Source organism: Thalassospira sp., from assembly GCF_048059015.1.
Classification (GTDB): domain Bacteria; phylum Pseudomonadota; class Alphaproteobacteria; order Rhodospirillales; family Thalassospiraceae; genus Thalassospira.
The window spans coordinates 183,982-201,382 of sequence record NZ_JBLLNT010000006.1 but is presented as its reverse complement, the minus strand read 5'-3'; the positions used below and the strand labels follow the sequence as shown (position 1 = coordinate 201,382).

Genomic DNA, 17,401 nt, shown 5'->3' with positions numbered 1-17,401 from the left:
TCCGGTCGGAAGCGCCCCATATCAAGGGATAAGAACAAGGCGCATCGGACATAGAGCAACCAACAGGATAACAAGCAGACACCATGGCCGAAGGTCAAGAAATCACACCGACAGGATCTGGCGGCTCGGACGGCCCCGGTGGCGGTGCGCCCGGAGGTGTAAACTTCGGCGCACTGCAGTCGCGTCTTTCTTCGGCAATGAAACGTGGCGATATCGCCATGGCGCTTGGCTTCATCATGATCCTTGTGGTCATGATGTTTCCGATGCCGCCATGGCTGCTTGATTTCATGTTGGCATTGTCGATCAGCTTCTCTGTGCTGATTCTGATGACGTCGCTGTTTATCCAGAAACCGCTCGAATTCAACTCGTTCCCGACCATCTTGCTTGTGGCAACGTCATTACGACTTGCGCTGAACATTGCAACGACGCGCCTGATTTTGGGCCACGGTCACGAAGGCACACATGCAGCCGGTGCGGTGATCGAGGCCTTTGGCAGCTTCCTGATTTCCGGGAACTTCGTGATCGGGATTATCGTTTTTGCCATCCTCGTGATCATTAACTTTGTCGTTATCACCAAGGGTTCCGGGCGTATTGCCGAGGTTGCGGCCCGCTTTACCCTTGATGCAATGCCCGGTAAGCAGATGGCGATCGACGCCGATCTGTCATCGGGTCTGATCAACGAAGAACAGGCCAAGGCGCGCCGTAAGGAACTTGAAGATGAAAGCTCCTTCTTCGGCTCCATGGATGGTGCATCGAAGTTCGTTCGTGGTGATGCTGTCGCCGGTATCCTGATTACCTTCATCAACGTGGTTGGCGGGATCATCATCGGCACTGCGCAGATGGGCTTGTCACTTGGTGAAGCGACCGAGATGTACACCATCCTGACCGTTGGTGATGGTCTGGTATCGCAGATCCCGGCCCTGATCGTATCGACCGCAGCGGGTCTTCTGGTCACCAAGGGCGGTCTTGACGGCGCAACGGAAAAGGCTGTCTTTGGTCAGATCAGTAACTATCCGGCTGCCCTTGGCGTTGCCGCCGCCCTGATGGCGGGTATGTCGCTTCTGCCAGGCATTCCGATGATCTGGTTCCTTGGCCTTGCCTGCGGGCTTGGCTATCTCGCCTATTACATGGGCAAGCGCCAGAAGGATGCAGTTGCGCAGGAGCAGCAAAAAGAAAGTCAGGCCGCTGCCGAAGCCGCCGCCCCACCACCCGAAGAACCGATCGCCAATTCACTTCGCATGGATTATGTCCGGCTTGAACTTGGCTATGGCTTGTTGTCTTTGATCAGTACCGAACGCGGTCAGAAACTGACAGATCAGATCAAGGCACTGCGCCGTCAGCTTGCCGGTGATATGGGCTTTGTCATGCCGTCTGTCCGTATTCAGGACAACATGCAACTGCCTGCCAACACCTATGTTTTGCGCGTCAAGGAGATCGAGGCAGGCCGTGGTGATTTGCGCCCGAACATGTTGCTTGTGATGGACCCGCGCGGCGAAGAAATTACCCTTTCGGGTGAAAAGACCATGGAGCCGACCTTTAACCTGCCCGCGATGTGGATCGAGCAGGGCATGAAGGAAGAGGCCATGTTCCGTGGCTATACTGTAGTTGATCCGCAAACAGTGATCACGACCCATATTACCGAGGTCATCAAGGACCACATGCCGGAACTTCTGTCTTATGCAGAAACCCAGAAGCTGCTTGATGAACTTGATGACGATCAGAAGAAGCTGGTCGAAGACATTGTACCGGGTCAGGTATCGGTCGGTGGCGTTCAGCGCGTTCTTCAAAACCTGCTGACCGAGCGCGTGTCGATCCGCGACCTCCCGACCATTCTGGAAGGCATCGCAAATCCACCGCCTTCACCCGCAATCCAACCTTCATGACCGAGCATGTGCGTTCGCGCCTTGCACGTCAGTTGTCGGATGTGAATACCAATCAGGATGGCGTCATTCCGCTGGTGACCATGTCACCGCAGTGGGAACAGATCTTTGCCGAAAGCCTTGTTGGTTCGGGCGAGGAAAAACAGCTTTCGATCCCGCCAAGTCAGCTCCAGGAATTCATCAACAAGGTCCGCACCACGTTTGAGCGGCTGGGCATGATGGGCGAAAGCCCGGTCCTGCTAACCAGCCCGGGCATCCGTCCCTATGTGCGTTCGATCGTTGAGCGTTTCCGTCCAAGCACGGTGGTCATGTCGCAAAACGAAATTCATCCCAAGGCACAGCTTAAAACACTGGGGCAGGTATGATGAATGATGTGATGCGATACACCCGGCCTCAGGCAACCAACATTCGGGGGGACTTGGATGCGTCTTAAGACCTTTACCGCCCCGACCATGACCGAGGCCATGGCGCTTGTAAAAGAGCATATGGGTTCTGATGCCATTATCGTCTCGACACAAGATATTCCCGGAAGTGGTGTACGTCTGACAGCGGCGCTTGATCGTGATCCTGACCTTGATGAGGATTTCGGCCCGGCCCCTGCCCTTCAGGAACAACTGGACGTAGCAGAAGCTGCCCTGACGCGGCACAATTTGCCTGATCGGTTGCGGATCCGGCTTTGTGATCTGATGGCCCGCGAAACCGCGGCGGCATCGGCACAGCAACTTTTGGCCGGCGCGCTTGATGAAATCTTTGATTTCGCGCCCTTGCCGGAAAAGAACACCCCGCGTGCCTTGGCCTTTGTCGGCCCACCGGGATCGGGAAAAACCCTTGCTGTTGCCAAGACCGCAGCGCGTGCGGTGATGAAGAAACGGAAAGTCACCGTTCTTTCAACCGATTACAAGCGTGCTGGTGGCAATGCGCAATTGATGGCGTTCACCAAAATCCTGCGTGCCGAGCTTTTGTTGGCCAAATCCCCTGACGAGCTTAAGGCGCAGTTTGCCGAAATCCGCGATGCCGATGTCATCCTGGTCGATACCGCAAGCTGCAATCCCTACAAGGGAACAGAGATTGGCACGCTTTGTGAATTCATGAAGGCAATACCAAGCGAAACAATTCTGGTTAATCCAGCGGGAATTGATGCCTATGAGTCTGCTGATATCGCCAATGCCTTTGCCGATGGCGGCGCAACGCGCGTGATGATATCGCGTCTGGATGTTGCTGCCCGCCTTGGCGGTGCGCTATATGGTGCAGATTCAGGAAATCTTTCCCTTTGCAATGTCAGTATGACAGCCCAGGTTGCGGACGGACTAACCGCGCTCAGTCCCCTTGCCTTGGCAAAACTTCTGATACCGTCCCATCGCGCTGACACCGCGAAACCGAGCTTCTCCGAGGTCGTGAAATGACTACCAAGTCTGATGCAACAGCCAAAAATGCCCCGCGCACCAGAGGCCGCAATGTTCTTGCAGTCGCGTCTGGTAAAGGCGGCGTGGGCAAGACCTGGTTTTCCATTACCCTGACCCATGCGATGGTGCTTGAAGGCCACAAGACCCTTCTGTTTGATGGCGACCTTGGTCTGGCAAACATTGATATCCAGCTTGGCCTGATGCCCAAACACGATCTGGGCGGCGTTATTTCCGGGCGTATTGGCTTAAAAGATGCCGTGACCCATTTTGAAGATGGCGGCTTTGACATCATTGCCGGACGCAGCGGTTCGGGCAGCCTTGCCAACCTTCCGGCAACGCGTCTGCAGGCGCTATCTGACGATCTTATTCAGACCGGCCGTATATACGACAAGGTCTTGATCGATCTTGGTGCCGGTGTGGATCAGGGTGTCCGTCAGATGACCGGTCTTGCCAATACGGTGATTGTGATCACCAATGGCGATCCGACCGCCCTTACCGATGCTTATGCCTTTATCAAGGTTACCCACATGGCCCGCCCGAAAACCGATATCCGGGTGGTGATCAATATGGCGAAGGACAAAAAAGAAGGTCAGGCGATCTATAACAAGCTCCTCAAAGCTTGCGAGGGCTTCTTGAAGATTTCCCCGCCGCTTCTGGGTGTTGTGCGTGCTGACCCGCGAGTTTCGGAATGCATCCGCAACCAGACCCCGCTTCTGACCCGTCATCCGAATTGCGATGCCGCCCACGATATAGAGGCCATCGCCCAAATCCTGCTTGAGGAGTAAGTCGTCATGACCCTCCCGCCACAGGCCATATCACCCGGCGCATCCGTCGGTGGGCAAGCCTCGGCGGGCGGTGCAGGTGGCGCCGGCGGACAAGGTTCTGTCCCCGCACAGGTCAATGCAACGGTTACCACCGCAACCTCGCCACAGGTTGCCGCAGCACTGGCAAAGCTTCCGGTCGAAAGCCTTCTTCAGGCATCAGTGCAATCGCAATCGGGCAATCAGCTGACCCTTGCCACCGCCCTTGGCCAAGTGACGGTCAAGGTCCCCACCCCGCTTCCGGGTAATCTGGGCGATCTGATCTGGGCGCGAATTCCAACGACCAATTCCGGTAACACGGCAGCTGACGGCATGCGCCTGCAGCTTTTGCCGCAAACCATGACGGCGGGCACATCCCCCGGCTTGGCCAGTGGCAATGTCAGCGCAACCACCCTGACACCGGGCCAGACATTTAGTGCCGTTACCACATCTATCCTGAATATGCCCAACGGCACGCAATTGCCTGCCGGAAGCCAGACACAGGTGATCTTCCTTGGTCAAGGCACCGTGACTGCGCAACAGGCCGCAAATGTTCTGGCTGGCGGCACGGGTGCAGCTGGTGCCGCCGGTAGCACAGCTGCGCCCGCAGCGGGCCTTTCGCCGACGATTGCGGCCCAGACTGCGGGATCATTGCCAACTGGCACCCTGATGCTAACAGGTACCGTCCTTCCGCCTGATAGTGCCGAAGCCCGCATGCTGCCGCAGGGCTTTACCGCCCTTCGCACATCTGCCGGTATTGTCGGTATCAAGCTTCCGGTTCCAGCCCCGACCGGTGCGACACTCTCCTTTAGCGTTGATGCAGCAGGCAGCGGACGTGTCGCGACTTCTATGCCAATGACCGAGGCCGATCTGATTTTGCGTGGTCAGAACGCCGCCCTATCAAAGGATTGGAGCAGCCTGCAAACAGCGATAAGCGCGCTTCAGCAGCATGATCCGGGTGCTGCGATGACGTTGTTAAATAACTTGCCCCAAGTCGGTCCGAAACTGACCACCACCATGATGTTCTTCTTTGCCGCCATGACGGGTCCGGGCGGCAATCTGCGTAATCTGATTGGTGATCGTGCCGCCAATAGCCTTGCCGCCTTAAAGGAAATGGATGGCGGTGGGCTTAAGCGACTTGAAGGTGACTTCGCCCAGCTTCGCACCATGGCAGCTGACGAGCGTGCCGATGGCTGGCGCGTCATGGCAATGCCGTTCAATATGGGCGACAAGATCGAACAGGTGCAACTGGGCTGGCGCCACGGGGATCGCGAAGACGACCCGGATAAAAAGGATGATCAAGGTACGCGCTTCTTGCTGGATCTGTCCTTTAGCCAGGTTGGCCACACCCAGCTTGATGGATTGGTCAAAGGCGAAGACAGCAAGTTTGATCTGATCATTCGAACGGAAAATCCGCTGCAATCGCATAACCGCGATGACATTCGTGGCATCTTTCGCGAGGCATTGCAGATTGCCGGATATACCGGCCATATCCTGTTTCAGGATGGATCGCGCTTTGTGGACATTGGCCCAGCCGTTGAAGAAGCAGGCGCCAATTCCCATCACGGTATTGAAGCTTAAAACACCTGCCAATATTCGGCAGGCAAATCCAGCAACCGCTGCGACATGCCGGGATTCCCAATCACGAACTGCGTGCGCTTGGTGACTTTGCTGTCTTCAAGCACCTGTTTGATCATTGGGTGATTATTGAAATAGGCATCAAACGCCCCGTTTTTCTGCGCGCGTTCCAACCCCTGTTGCAAGATATCGCGGCGTACATGATCATCCCGGTTCACATACAGGAAATAATCAAACGGATAGATCACCTGAACCGTTTGATCGATCACAAGGTCACGGCCCTTGGCCTGTTGTTGCTTGATCTCGACAAAGGCTTCGTGAAGGCCACGGTTGAAAATATCAAACCGGTTGTTTTCCAGCATATTCCAAAGATTGGCGTAGCTGCTGGCAACCACGTTAAAGCCGTTCTCGCGGAACACTTTGGTATCGGGCCAGTCGGTCCCCGACCCCACCGCAAATTCCTTTAAATCATCAAGCGTTTTAACCCGTGACAAGGCAGGCACCACATCCGGACGGGTGATAAAGATGCGATTGCCCAAAAGGCCGCGCGTCATGGGAAAATCGACCTGCAGATATTGACGTTCGCGTTCCGGGGAATGGCCGGTGAAGAACACGTTGATTTCGCGCCCTTCCTCCATCAGTAATAACAACCGATCCTGCGGGGTTCCCTGCAAAAGAACCAGTTCAAGCTGGTGATCCCCATCGGCATGTTCAAGGGCAAGTTTGACGACACCGATTTCGTAATCAAACACGTCAACATCGCCATGCAGGATCGCAAGACGAAAAACCTCTGCCTGACCGGATGTGGGAACCAATCCGATGGACATAAGCAACAGCATCACAGCCAGAAGGATGCGTTTTTGCACGTTGATGGTCGATCCTTGTGACATTTCATCCCTGTTACAAGTGGGGTGTCATCGTGCCACAACAAGGATTACGAACATAGTTTCGCGCTGTCATCGCCCTGAAATGAATGCTTTTCCTGTCTGCGTCACACGCGTATCCTGATATTCTGTAACAGATTAGAACGGTTGGAAGACATGCTTGAGATTTATCAACGTCGTAACCTGATCCTGACCGAACCAAATCCGGGCCCGCAGATCGACTATGTCGTGACGTTGCAAAGCAACCTGACCGGGGCAAAGGAAGTCTTCCCGGCGCGCATGACGCTGCGCTATGTGCCTGACCGTCTGATCCTGAAAACCGACAGCCTTGCGGAATATTACGCCGAAGTCTCAAGCATCGCGTTCGAGAATTTCGAAAGTGCGGCTGTACTGCTGATGGAAGATTTCAATAACGAGCTGGTCCCGCGCTGGATCAGCCTGCGTCTGGACAAACAGACCGCAGACAATGATCAGATCTTCCACCACGAAACCGCCCTTGAGGACCGTCAACCCAAATGGGGCAACCCGCGTCTTCTTGACCGGCTGGAGCGTTACTAACCTTATCCCTTAGCGGAACGGGTTGCCATGCACCCATTGGGTTAGCGAATAACGTACGCCTGATGTCGTCGGGGCAACCCGGTGCAAGACAAAGCTCGGAAAGAAGATGGCCGAGCCCCGCTCCATCGGCGCATCAATGATGTTGCCCGCCGGGTTAAGCTGCAACTGACCGCCTTCATATTGATCGGGTTCTGAAAGCTGGATCACCATGGTCAGTTTGCGACGCCGCGCGACTTCGGATGCGCCAACATCACTGTGCCAGTCATAATGGCCGCGCTGATCCCCGGCATAGCAGGCAATCTGCGCATCTTCGGCAAAGTCGGTCAGCGAAAAATCAAACACATTGCGGTTCACATCAGCGACCATATCAATGATACGGCGCGATACGACCGGTTCCTGTTCTTCGTTGAACCAGGTGATCTTTGATCGGCGGATATGGCTTGCGCTTTGTCCCTGAACCAAACCGCCTTCATCCATTTCATGGGCAAACCCGTCGATCAGGCGATCGCAGGTCGCTGCGTCCAATGCATTCGGGACGATGGCAAACATTTCTTCTGGGAACATTGACGACATACTCCATGCCGCGCAGGACCGGTATTAGATGCCCCGGCCCCAAAGACAATTCTTTTGCGGTAAGATGCTATAGGGCCAATCCATGCCCGATACCAGCAAATTTGATGCATGCCATCAGTGCAATTTAACCAAGCTTGATCACCCGGCCACCGGCGGCTTCCCCGTCTTCTGGATCATGCGTCACCATCAGGGTCGGCAGGCCATTCTTGCGCGCCAGATCAAACACAAATGTTCTGATCTGATCGCGAAGGCCGCTATCAAGCTTTGAAAACGGCTCATCTAGTAACAATGCACAGGGTTCTGACAGCAACACCCGCATCAGGGCAACACGCGCGCGCTGCCCACCGGACAAGGTCGCCGGATCACGATCGGCAAAGCCACCCATATCCGCACTTTTAAGCGCCTTCTCAACCCGTTCGCGGCGGTTGGCCCGCCCCTTGATCGATGCTGGCAAAGCAAAGGCCAGATTGCCGCCAACCGAAAGATGGGGGAACAACAAATCATCCTGAAACAGAATACCGACATGACGATCCTGGGGCGGCAATCGATCAAGCGATGCACCATCAAGCACCACCTGCCCGCTCACATCAAACGCGTCGGGCAAGGTCCCGCAGATATGCCCAAGCAGGCTGGATTTCCCCGACCCGCTTGGCCCCATTAGGGTCACAACTTCGCCCGGCGCAATGGTCAGATCGACCGCAACCAGTTCGCGTCCATCAAGGGCAATGCGCACATCGCGAAGCTCTAACCCAACTCTGATACCATCAGGCATCCATCATCCCCTGCTTTGCGCATTCATGCCCCGCCGATGGCGGAACAAAAATGCCGGTATCAATAATGCACAGGCAAAGCCGGCAAACGGCAACACCATTTGCAGCAATCCATAAATCCCGATCATCCGGCGATCACCGCCCGATGCCAGCGCAACTGCCTCGGTCGTAACCGTGGCAAACCGCCCGGCTCCGATCAGAAGTGTTGGCAAATACTGCCCGACCGTCACAGCCAACCCCACCGCCATGGCAGTCAGTACCGCGCGCGTCAGAAGTGGCAATCGCACCTTCCAGAAAACGCGCGCAGACGATGCGCCCAGACACAGGGCGGCCTGGCCAAAGCGTGGATCAAGTGCACGGAACGGATCAGACAGCGACAAAAACACATACGGCAAGACAAACACCAGATGTGCCAGCACCACCGAGGTTAATGTCCGTTCCAGATTGATCAGGGTGAAAAACACCTGTAGACCAAACATGAAACTGATCTGCGGCACCAATAACGGCAAATAAATCAGCCACATCGCACGTTTGCGCGGTCCGTGCCCCATGCGAACTTCATTTTCCAAGCACGCCAGCACCAACGCCACTGCAATCAGAACAGCCGGAATGCCAATCAACAATGTCGCCCAAAGGTTCGATCCAATCGTGCCAAATTCCCGCATCCAAAGGCGCAAGCTAAACCCGCGCGGCAATAAATCGGGAAAGGCCCAAAAGCCCGCCACACTCCAGATCGTCAGGATTACAAGCCCAAGCACCACCGCGCCGGCGGCAATGATGGCCAAGATGGCACCGGTTTGACGCAGGCCCATATCGCGTTTGAAGCGATTCCCGTCTTCGGCCCAGTGCTGCCCAAGGACAGCGACAACCTTTTCCCCTGCAATCCAGATGCCCATGGCAATCACAACCAGGATCAGCTGCAATACAGCTGCACTTGATGCCATAAACCGCATACTAAGATCAGGGTCCGCCAACCATCCAAGAATGCGCACAGCCAAGGGCGGCGGCGTGGTTGGTGCCAAAATCATTGCCACATCAACGACCGAGGTCGAATAGGCCAGAACAGCCAGGATCGGCAGACGAATTTGGCGATAAATGATCGGAAGGGTTGCCTTGAACCATCCGGCAATCCGACCATAGCCAAGGGTCGCCGTGATCTGGGCTGTACGATCTGTATCAGCCTGTGGCAAGGCCGCCAGTGTCATGAGAAACAGAAACGGGATTTCCTTGGTCACCAACCCGGCCACCATGGCAAGACCAAGCGGATCATGGATGATCGCGATATCAATGGGCCGTTCCCAGCCGGTGAATTGCGCAATCACGCGCGCAATCCAGCCTGATGGCGCAATCAGGAACGCCAAGCCAAATGCTGCCGTCACATGGGGCACCGATAAAATTGGCGACAGGATGCGTTGCATCGCACGGAAAATGCGCGTGCCCTGCCATGCGGCACAAAACAGCAAAACGATCGAAACCGAAATCGCCGTTGCCAAAAGGCCATTTAGCAATGAAAGCCGGATGGAAGAACCAAGCCCCGGCTGGGCAAACAGCATCCGCCATGGATCAAGACTAAGCTGATCGCCCCCCAAGGCGGGTAATATCCCGAAGGCAGGCAATAAAGTGCCGATCAGCCCGGCAGATACCGGGCCGATCATAAGCACAATTGTCAGGATCGGGAAAAATCGCAGCATGCGCGATTATTGCACAACGCCGTAAAGCTTCTGCCATTCCGTTTCGACAAGCGACATCCAGCTTGGATGCGGTTCAGGCAGAACCGTGCCACGCTCGGCCGGTGACAGGGACGCAATGCCAAGATCAAGATTGGCAAAGGCATCTTGCATATCTTGCGGAAGCTTATCCATCGCAAGCACCGTATCAGCCCCCCAATATTGCGGGTCCTGCTTACGCAGCTGGGCTTCTGGGGACATCAGGAAATCGGCCAGAACAACCGCACCGGCCTTTGCTGACGCGTTATAGGGAATGGCAACAAAGTTGGTATTGCCAAGCGTGCCACTATCAAACACGTAGGAACGCACGGTATCGGGGATTTCAAACGCCTCGATTGCGGATGACACTTCGCCGGAGCTAAAGGAAAACGCAATGTCGACCTCGTTATCAGCAAGAAGGGTACGCATGGATGCACCATTTTGCGGATAGGCCTGGCCGCTGCGCCACAAAAGCGGTTGCAGGTCTTCAAGATAACCCCAAAGTGGCGCCAATACCGCATCGGCATTGGTTTCGTCAGCTGGTTGCTGAAGGACTTTGGGATCTTCGACCAGTTCAGTCAGAATCTGTTTAAGGAATGTCGACCCCATATAGTTGGGTGGCTGCGGATAGGTAAAACGCCCGGGATGCTTGACCAACCATTCCAGCAACTCCTGTGCTGATTTAGGCACATCATCATGTTTGGCGGTATCGTAATAGAAACTGACCTGCGCCATGCCCCACGGGGCTTCAAGACCGTCAGTCGGGATGGTGAAGTCATTAATGACGGTTGGTTTGCCTTCAACATCGACATAGGCAAAGTTCGGCGTGTCTTCGGCCCACGGACCAAACAGCAACTCGTTGCGCTTCATCGCGGCAAAGTTTTCGCCGTTAATCCAGATCATGTCGACAGCCCCGCCGTCATTCACCCCGGCGGTCTTTTCCGAAAGAACCTTGGTCACGGCATCGGCTGTATCGGTCAGTTTGACCTGAACGACTTCCACGCCATAGCGTTCACGCACCTGTTCACCAGCCCAGGCGATGTAATCATTAATGCGCGGCTCCCCACCCCAGGCATGCCAATAAACGGTTTGGCCATGCGCCTGATCAAGAACCGATTGCCAATTGCCAACATCAGGTGCGGGATCGGCAAAGGCCGGAACCGAAACGGTGGCGGTGGTAACGCCTGTGGCCAATGCCAAAGCTGAGACTAAGCTGCGCATTTTTGAACGCATTCCGGACAATCCTTTTCACCTGATGACCAACCACCATCTTCCCGTCACATATGGGGATCAGTTTGGTTAGTTGTTTGATTTTGTTATCGTCATTTTTTCCGCACTCGAAAGGTAAAATCAATTCACGCTTGCGTTAGAGTGCGATGAATCACACGATAAATCCGTTGCGTTAAAAGCCACCACCACACGCCAGACCTGTATTGGGGTTCAAATCATGTTCGAATGGATGAGCGATCCGCATATGTGGATGGGTCTTGCCACCCTAACCGCATTGGAAATTGTTCTGGGCATCGACAATATCGTCTTTCTGTCCGTGATCGTTTCCAAGCTGCCGCAACATCAGCAAGCATCCGCACGCCGGATCGGGCTTTTGGCGGCCATGGGCATGCGTTTGGCGCTTCTCGCCGGGATTGCCTGGGTCATGCAACTCACAACCCCTCTATTTAGTGCCTTTGGACAGGAAATCAGCGGACGTGATCTTATCCTGATTGTTGGCGGGTTATTCCTGATCGCCAAGGCATCCAAGGAAATCCATCACACCATTGACGAACCCGAAGAACACGGACCGGGTAAAATCATGTCAGGCTTTGCCATGACCATCGTGCAGATCATGCTGCTTGATATCATCTTCTCGCTTGATAGCGTGATTACCGCAGTCGGCCTTGTTGATCACATCTCGATCATGGTGATTGCGGTGATTGTCTCGGTCCTTGTGATGCTGGCAGCAGCCAAGTCGATTGGCGACTTTGTTGAAAAGCATCCCTCTGTCAAGATGCTGGCTTTGTCATTCCTGATCCTGGTTGGCTTTGTGCTTCTTCTTGATGGTGTCGAAATCCATGTGCCCAAGGGTTACATCTATTTCGCCATGGCCTTTAGCCTGTCGGTCGAAACGCTTAATCTTTTGAACCGCAAACGCAAACTCAAACGCCGCGCAGAAGAGAACGCCTGATGAAAAAAGTTGCCCCGCCCCAATGCCTGCAAAACGCGTTCGAGGAAAACAACCTTGGCCATGTCGAGGTATTCGAGTTTCCCGATGGCACCCGATCGGCTGCAGATGCGGCAAATGCGATTGGCTGTGACATCAGTGATATTGGCAAATCACTGGTCTTCATGACCGAGAAATCCCGACCGATCCTGATCATCATGAATGGTGCGGATCAGGTGGACTTAAACAAGGTCGCAAGCCTTCTGGGATTGTCGATCCGCAAGGCAGATGCGGCAGAGGTCCGCGAGCATACCGGCTACGCCATTGGCGGCGTTCCACCCTTTGGTCATGCCCACCCGGTTGAAACTCTGATTGATGAAAAGCTTCTGGCAAAGGACACGATCTGGCTTGCCGCAGGCACGCCCAAAACCGTGTTTTCGCTCACACCCGATGAATTGCGCGACGTGACAGGGATTGATACCGGGGTGAAGATTTCGGCCTAATAACTTTAGCGAGAAAAAATTGTCATAATTCCACTTGAACGTGTTGATAAGCTGTTGTCTAGTCCGCTGAGACATCAGAAAAACTTCGAAAAAATGGTCATTAATTTTACGGTATAGCGGACAATGAATTTACAGCTGACGAAACTCCTTTCAATTTGCGCTTTAGCAGTTCTTACTGCTTGTGCATCTCCGGCCGAATTTCAAAACATGGTCGTCACAGACGGCATCGACACGGTCAAATCTGAGAACTCGGCTTGGAATCGGAGTATTACTGTTGCTCACGTCGATGGCGGCGAAGAGACGAACCCTTTGTGGACATCTGAGATCAGCAGCGACGCCTTCAAGAAGGCGTTGATCGCTTCGTTAAAGAATGCAGGCCTTCTCGGTGAAGATGAAGGCGCCTCCAACTACAAAGTTCGCGCGACGCTTCTTGAAGTTGATCAACCTTTGTTCGGCCTCAATTTCACTGTCGAAACCCGAATTCGATATGAAGTGATCGATAACAACACTGAAAGCGTGGTTTTCGATCAGGAGGTACCGGCGAGCCATACCGCAACGTTCGGAGATTCGCCGTTCGCAATTCAACGACTAAGGTTGGCAAACGAGGGCGCGGCTAAAAACAACATCGCGGCATTTATCGAAAAGCTTTTGGATGAAGGTCCGACCCCAAGTACTACAAACGTAGTCGTCAAATAAGCCCATCATCGCGGGTTGCCGAACGTGTGCCGATCTCGTCAAGCTCGTCCTGTTCTTTCTTTTCTTCTTCCGCGCGTTCGGCATCAGCCCGGTTGCGTTCGGCGATCTCGGCGGTTTTGAGTTCCTTGAACGCATCGGCGACGACATCGCGGAAGGTGTCGATTTTTTCTTCCTGGGCGGCGATCATTTTGGTGATGGCTTCGCGTTCGGCAATCACCGCATTGGCAAAGCCACCATAGGCAAACCCGGCAAGTTCCGGGTTTTCTGCCGCGATCTTTTGTTCGGCAATGATCGCCTGTTCAAGGGCAGCCTTTTCGGCCTCAAGATTACCCAGCACACCAAGCATCTCGCCCAGTTCGCGTTGCTTTTCATCAAGGGCCCATTTGCGCATCCGCACAAGTGTCTTGAAATTCTTGGCCATGGGTTAGCTCCCCTGACCGGAATGGAAGATGTCACGCATGGAATTACGAGCCGCCATCTTTCTTCTCGCGGCGAAGGGCGCGTTTGGCTTCGTTCAAGTCCCGACCGCCATCGCGTTTGGATCGACTGTTGACGGTTGGCCCGGTTGACGGCGGTGGTGCGGGACGATCGCCCATCATCGCACCCGCCTGCGGTGCAGCGGCGGCTGCACGTGCGGCGTTTTGCTGGGATTGAAGCCCCTTGGCAATGCGCGGGTCTTCGGGCTCAGGTGCCAAAAGATCAAGCCTGCGAGCAAGCTCCATATAGCCTTCGTTCAGGCGTGTGCATTCGGTTTTACGCTGTTTGAGGAACTCTTCAATCAGCGGGAAGTAATGGATTGCCTCATCGACCTTGGGGTCGGTTCCCTGACGATACGCACCCAGTCGGATCAGTTCGGCCATATCGTCATAGGTTGCGAGAAGCTGACGCGCGCGGGCAACGATCTGGTTTTCTTCCTCGCTGTTGCAGCCGGGCATGGTACGCGACACGCTGCGCAGAATATTGATCGCCGGATAGCGGCCCTGTTCGGCAATGCTGCGATCAAGCACCACGTGGCCATCAAGAATACCGCGTACCGCATCAGAAATCGGTTCGTTATGGTCATCACCATCAACAAGGACCGTGAACAGCCCCGTGATCGATCCCTGCCCCGGTCCACCCGGCCCTGCACGTTCCAAAAGACGCGGCAATTCGGCAAAGACGGTTGGAGTATAACCTTTGGACGCAGGTGGCTCGCCCACCGATAGACTGATTTCACGCTGTGCCATGGCAAAGCGAGTGACTGAGTCCATCATGCAGAGCACATCACGCCCGACATCGCGGAAATATTCCGACAGAGCCATGGTCATATAGGCCGCTTGGCGGCGCATCAGAGGTGGTTCATCGGACGTTGCCACGACAACGACCGACCGGCGCAGACCTTCTTCGCCCAGATCATCTTCGATGAATTCGCGTGCTTCACGGCCACGTTCGCCAATCAGACCAACAACCGACACATCCGATGTCGTATGGCGCGTCATCATCGACAGCAAACTGGATTTACCAACACCCGACCCGGCAAAAATGCCCATACGTTGCCCCCGGCAACAGGTCAGGAACGTATTCATCGCCCGGATGCCCAGATCAATCTTGCCAGCAACGCGTTGGCGCGAATGGGCCGATGGCGGCATGTTGCGAATGGGATACGCACGCGTTCCTTCGGTCAGCGGTCCCTTGCCGTCGACAGGCTCACCAAATGCATTGACCACGCGCCCCAACCAGCTTTCATCGGGATAGACCTGCGGTTGGGTATCGCCCAGTTCGACCTCGCAGCCGATACCAATGCCATCAAGGATGCCAAACGGCATCAAAAGAGCGCGTTCATTGCGGAAACCAACCACTTCGCAAATGACCGGTTTGCCATCGCGGCGTTTGACCTTGCAACGGTCGCCAACCGACAGTGCGCCTTCGACACCGCCAATTTCAACAAGCAGCCCCAACACAGCCGTGACCCGCCCAACAACACGATAGTCAGGAATACGACGAAGTTCGGCAATGATGTTACGACCAATCTGGAACACGTATCAGATCTTCTCAGCCTGCGGTTGGAACCTGGTTATTCTAGCACGGGTAATTCGCAACGCCGAGTGGCGAAGGGGTGGCAAATCGCGCCGCGTCGTACCAAATATATTGTCATAACCGGTATTAAAAAGCCGTGTAGACGACAAAACGCCAAAAATTTTGTTTGCGCGCGACCGTCTGGTTAACGCCGCAAACCGTTGGGAAAACTCGCATTCCGCCCTCGAGTCGCTTCTTGAGACGAAAAAAAGTTAACAAGTTGCGACTCGCCTGCTTGCCACGAGTCGCAAAGCAACGTATCGTTAACGGAATGGGGATCCAAATCCCAAACGACAATCGTTGGGGCGCTTGTCGCATAATCGAATAAACACGGGCTAATTGCGGAACACTGTAACGGAGCAGAGACATGCGGGTGCTGCTTGTTGAGGATGATAACACCTATGCTGACAGCATCGAATTGATGCTGAAATCCGAAGGCATGGTGATCGATACGACGGATCTTGGGGAAGATGGGCTCGAGATCGGTAAGCTTTACGACTACGACATTATTCTTCTGGACCTGATGCTGCCGGATATTGACGGTTATGAGGTCCTCCGACGTTTGCGTGACGCACGCGTCGATACGCCGGTTCTGATCCTCTCAGGTCTGACCGAAACCGAAGACAAGGTCAAAGGCCTTGGCTTTGGCGCGGATGACTATCTGACCAAACCGTTCGACAAGGTCGAATTACTGGCCCGTATTCAGGCGATTGTTCGCCGTTCGCGTGGTCATGCACAATCGATGATCTCGACCGGAAAGCTTAACGTCAACCTGGATGCACGCACCGTCGATGTCGATGGGTCGCCGCTGCATCTGACCGGCAAGGAATATGGCATTCTTGAACTGCTGTCGCTGCGTAAAGGCACGACACTGACCAAGGAAATGTTCCTCAACCACCTTTATGGCGGTATGGACGAGCCGGAACTCAAGATCATTGACGTCTTTGTCTGCAAACTGCGCAAGAAAATCCAGTCTGCAACCAAAGGCGACAATTACATCCATACGGTCTGGGGCCGGGGCTATGTCCTGCGCGACCCGGATACCAACAGTGCTGCGGCCTGACACGTGACATGTCCTTTGCGCATCTTGCGCATGGATCTGACAACAGTGCCCGCTCCACAAAAAACGCCCCGGCCTGCACCGGGGCGTTTTTGTTTTTGAGCTCACCCGATCACGGCAAATGAATTAACGGGTGAATAAAACCTTCTGCCTGAAGCCAGTCGATCGCTTCAAACAGCGGAATGAACATCAGGAACACCAGCCCATCACGTAATGTGCGCCACACCAGTTTCGGGCGCACTTCGATGGTGTCGGCATCTTTCCAGCGCGAAAATGCAGGCCCAAAGCGCGGAACACGTTCCTTGTAACGGATGAATGGCGCACCAAAGAGTTCCTCAAGCGCGCGTTCTTCGCGCAGGATCACCGGCAAAAAGATCGCAACTGCACCAGCGGCAAAAAGCACCGCAATCAGCATGCTACCGGTTTGTGCACCAATGCCGGCCGCCCCGATAAAGCTGAACAGATAAAGCGGATTGCGGCTGATCGAATAAGGTCCGACATCGGTTAGGGACTGCGCCTTGCGCCCGCCGATATAAAGCGTGCACCAACCCCGCCCCAGGATCGCAACGCCAATCATGCCAAGGCCCGTAACCTCAACCCATTCATGCAGGGCGAGCGGCCCGCTTACCAGTGAATGGGTCAATGGCAATGCAAACAGTAAGATCACCGCGAACAATGCGATCACAAACTTGCGTCGGCGCTGAAGCTGTGTCAGCGCCGAGCGTGAAGCATTTGTGCTATCAGATGATGAGATCATGGTTCTATCCGACGTTTTTG

The 17,401-nt window shown here is 54.7% G+C and carries 16 protein-coding genes and 1 pseudogene; 9 read left to right on the top strand and 8 right to left on the bottom strand.

Features of this window, described 5'->3' with window-relative positions; genetic code table 11:
* Positions 1 to 83 precede the first annotated feature (83 nt).
* The 4 genes and pseudogenes from flhA to ACMZ66_RS10230 all read left to right on the top strand — a co-directional run bounded on the left by flhA (position 84) and on the right by ACMZ66_RS10230 (position 5,664).
* Positions 84 to 2,245, top strand: a pseudogene (gene flhA, locus ACMZ66_RS10245) (flagellar biosynthesis protein FlhA).
* A gap of 57 nt (positions 2,246 to 2,302) precedes the next feature.
* Positions 2,303 to 3,283 (top strand): GTP-binding protein, encoded by a 981-nt coding sequence (locus ACMZ66_RS10240; protein WP_416937014.1) that lies wholly within the window; start codon positions 2,303 to 2,305, stop codon positions 3,281 to 3,283.
* Positions 3,280 to 4,068 (top strand): MinD/ParA family protein, encoded by a 789-nt coding sequence (locus ACMZ66_RS10235; protein ID WP_416937012.1) that lies wholly within the window; start codon positions 3,280 to 3,282, stop codon positions 4,066 to 4,068. The genes ACMZ66_RS10240 and ACMZ66_RS10235 overlap by 4 nt, the downstream gene beginning before the upstream one ends.
* Before the next feature lie 6 nt (positions 4,069 to 4,074).
* On the top strand, positions 4,075 to 5,664 hold the full coding sequence (locus ACMZ66_RS10230; protein ID WP_416937010.1) for a hypothetical protein: 1,590 nt from the start codon (positions 4,075 to 4,077) through the stop codon (positions 5,662 to 5,664).
* Here ACMZ66_RS10230 and ACMZ66_RS10225 read toward each other — a convergent pair.
* Entirely contained in the window at positions 5,661 to 6,551 is an 891-nt protein-coding gene (locus ACMZ66_RS10225; protein WP_416937008.1) for a substrate-binding periplasmic protein, read from the bottom strand. The genes ACMZ66_RS10230 and ACMZ66_RS10225 overlap by 4 nt on opposite strands.
* Positions 6,552 to 6,701: 150 nt before the next feature.
* Between ACMZ66_RS10225 and ACMZ66_RS10220 the strand changes: the two genes are divergently transcribed.
* Positions 6,702 to 7,103 (top strand): hypothetical protein, encoded by a 402-nt coding sequence (locus ACMZ66_RS10220; RefSeq protein ID WP_416937006.1) that lies wholly within the window; start codon positions 6,702 to 6,704, stop codon positions 7,101 to 7,103.
* A 9-nt stretch (positions 7,104 to 7,112) separates the two neighbouring features.
* Here ACMZ66_RS10220 and ACMZ66_RS10215 read toward each other — a convergent pair whose 3' ends face one another.
* The 4 genes from ACMZ66_RS10215 to ACMZ66_RS10200 form a co-directional block, all read right to left on the bottom strand.
* On the bottom strand, positions 7,113 to 7,667 hold the full coding sequence (locus tag ACMZ66_RS10215) for a prolyl hydroxylase family protein (RefSeq protein WP_416937004.1): 555 nt from the start codon (positions 7,665 to 7,667) through the stop codon (positions 7,113 to 7,115).
* Between the two features lie 133 nt (positions 7,668 to 7,800).
* On the bottom strand, positions 7,801 to 8,448 hold the full coding sequence (locus tag ACMZ66_RS10210; RefSeq protein ID WP_416937002.1) for an ATP-binding cassette domain-containing protein: 648 nt from the start codon (positions 8,446 to 8,448) through the stop codon (positions 7,801 to 7,803).
* 3 nt (positions 8,449 to 8,451) lie between these two features.
* Entirely contained in the window at positions 8,452 to 10,137 is a 1,686-nt protein-coding gene (locus tag ACMZ66_RS10205; protein WP_416937000.1) for an ABC transporter permease, read from the bottom strand.
* 6 nt (positions 10,138 to 10,143) lie between these two features.
* The gene (locus tag ACMZ66_RS10200) at positions 10,144 to 11,373 is read right to left on the bottom strand and encodes an ABC transporter substrate-binding protein (protein ID WP_416936998.1); all 1,230 of its coding nucleotides are present in this window, start codon (positions 11,371 to 11,373) and stop codon (positions 10,144 to 10,146) included.
* Positions 11,374 to 11,599: 226 nt separating this feature from the next.
* Between ACMZ66_RS10200 and ACMZ66_RS10195 the strand changes: the two genes are divergently transcribed.
* From ACMZ66_RS10195 to ACMZ66_RS10185, 3 genes are all read left to right on the top strand, one after another.
* Positions 11,600 to 12,334 carry a TerC family protein gene (locus ACMZ66_RS10195; RefSeq protein ID WP_416936996.1) on the top strand — a complete coding sequence of 245 codons (735 nt, stop codon included), beginning with the start codon at positions 11,600 to 11,602 and terminating at the stop codon, positions 12,332 to 12,334.
* Positions 12,334 to 12,813, top strand: a complete 480-nt coding sequence (locus tag ACMZ66_RS10190) for a YbaK/EbsC family protein (protein WP_416936994.1) — start codon at positions 12,334 to 12,336, stop codon at positions 12,811 to 12,813. Before ACMZ66_RS10195 ends, ACMZ66_RS10190 begins: the two co-directional genes overlap by 1 nt.
* A 123-nt stretch (positions 12,814 to 12,936) precedes the next feature.
* Positions 12,937 to 13,509: a hypothetical protein gene (locus tag ACMZ66_RS10185; RefSeq protein WP_416936992.1), complete on the top strand. Its 573-nt coding sequence runs from the start codon at positions 12,937 to 12,939 to the stop codon at positions 13,507 to 13,509.
* Here the strand turns inward: ACMZ66_RS10185 and ACMZ66_RS10180 are convergent.
* Together ACMZ66_RS10180 and fliI are read right to left on the bottom strand one after the other, a co-directional pair.
* A complete protein-coding gene (locus ACMZ66_RS10180; RefSeq protein WP_416936990.1) occupies positions 13,502 to 13,930 on the bottom strand; it encodes a hypothetical protein in 429 nt (142 codons plus the stop codon). The genes ACMZ66_RS10185 and ACMZ66_RS10180 overlap by 8 nt on opposite strands.
* A 43-nt stretch (positions 13,931 to 13,973) precedes the next feature.
* Positions 13,974 to 15,527 carry a flagellar protein export ATPase FliI gene (gene fliI / locus ACMZ66_RS10175; protein WP_416936988.1) on the bottom strand — a complete coding sequence of 518 codons (1,554 nt, stop codon included), beginning with the start codon at positions 15,525 to 15,527 and terminating at the stop codon, positions 13,974 to 13,976.
* Positions 15,528 to 15,931: 404 nt separating this feature from the next.
* Here fliI and ctrA point away from each other — a divergent pair, with 404 nt between their 5' ends.
* The gene (gene ctrA / locus ACMZ66_RS10170; protein ID WP_068518026.1) at positions 15,932 to 16,627 is read left to right on the top strand and encodes a response regulator transcription factor CtrA; all 696 of its coding nucleotides are present in this window, start codon (positions 15,932 to 15,934) and stop codon (positions 16,625 to 16,627) included.
* 109 nt (positions 16,628 to 16,736) lie between these two features.
* Here ctrA and ACMZ66_RS10165 read toward each other — a convergent pair whose 3' ends face one another.
* Entirely contained in the window at positions 16,737 to 17,381 is a 645-nt protein-coding gene (locus tag ACMZ66_RS10165; RefSeq protein WP_416936986.1) for a methyltransferase family protein, read from the bottom strand.
* Between the last annotated feature and the right edge of the window lie 20 nt (positions 17,382 to 17,401).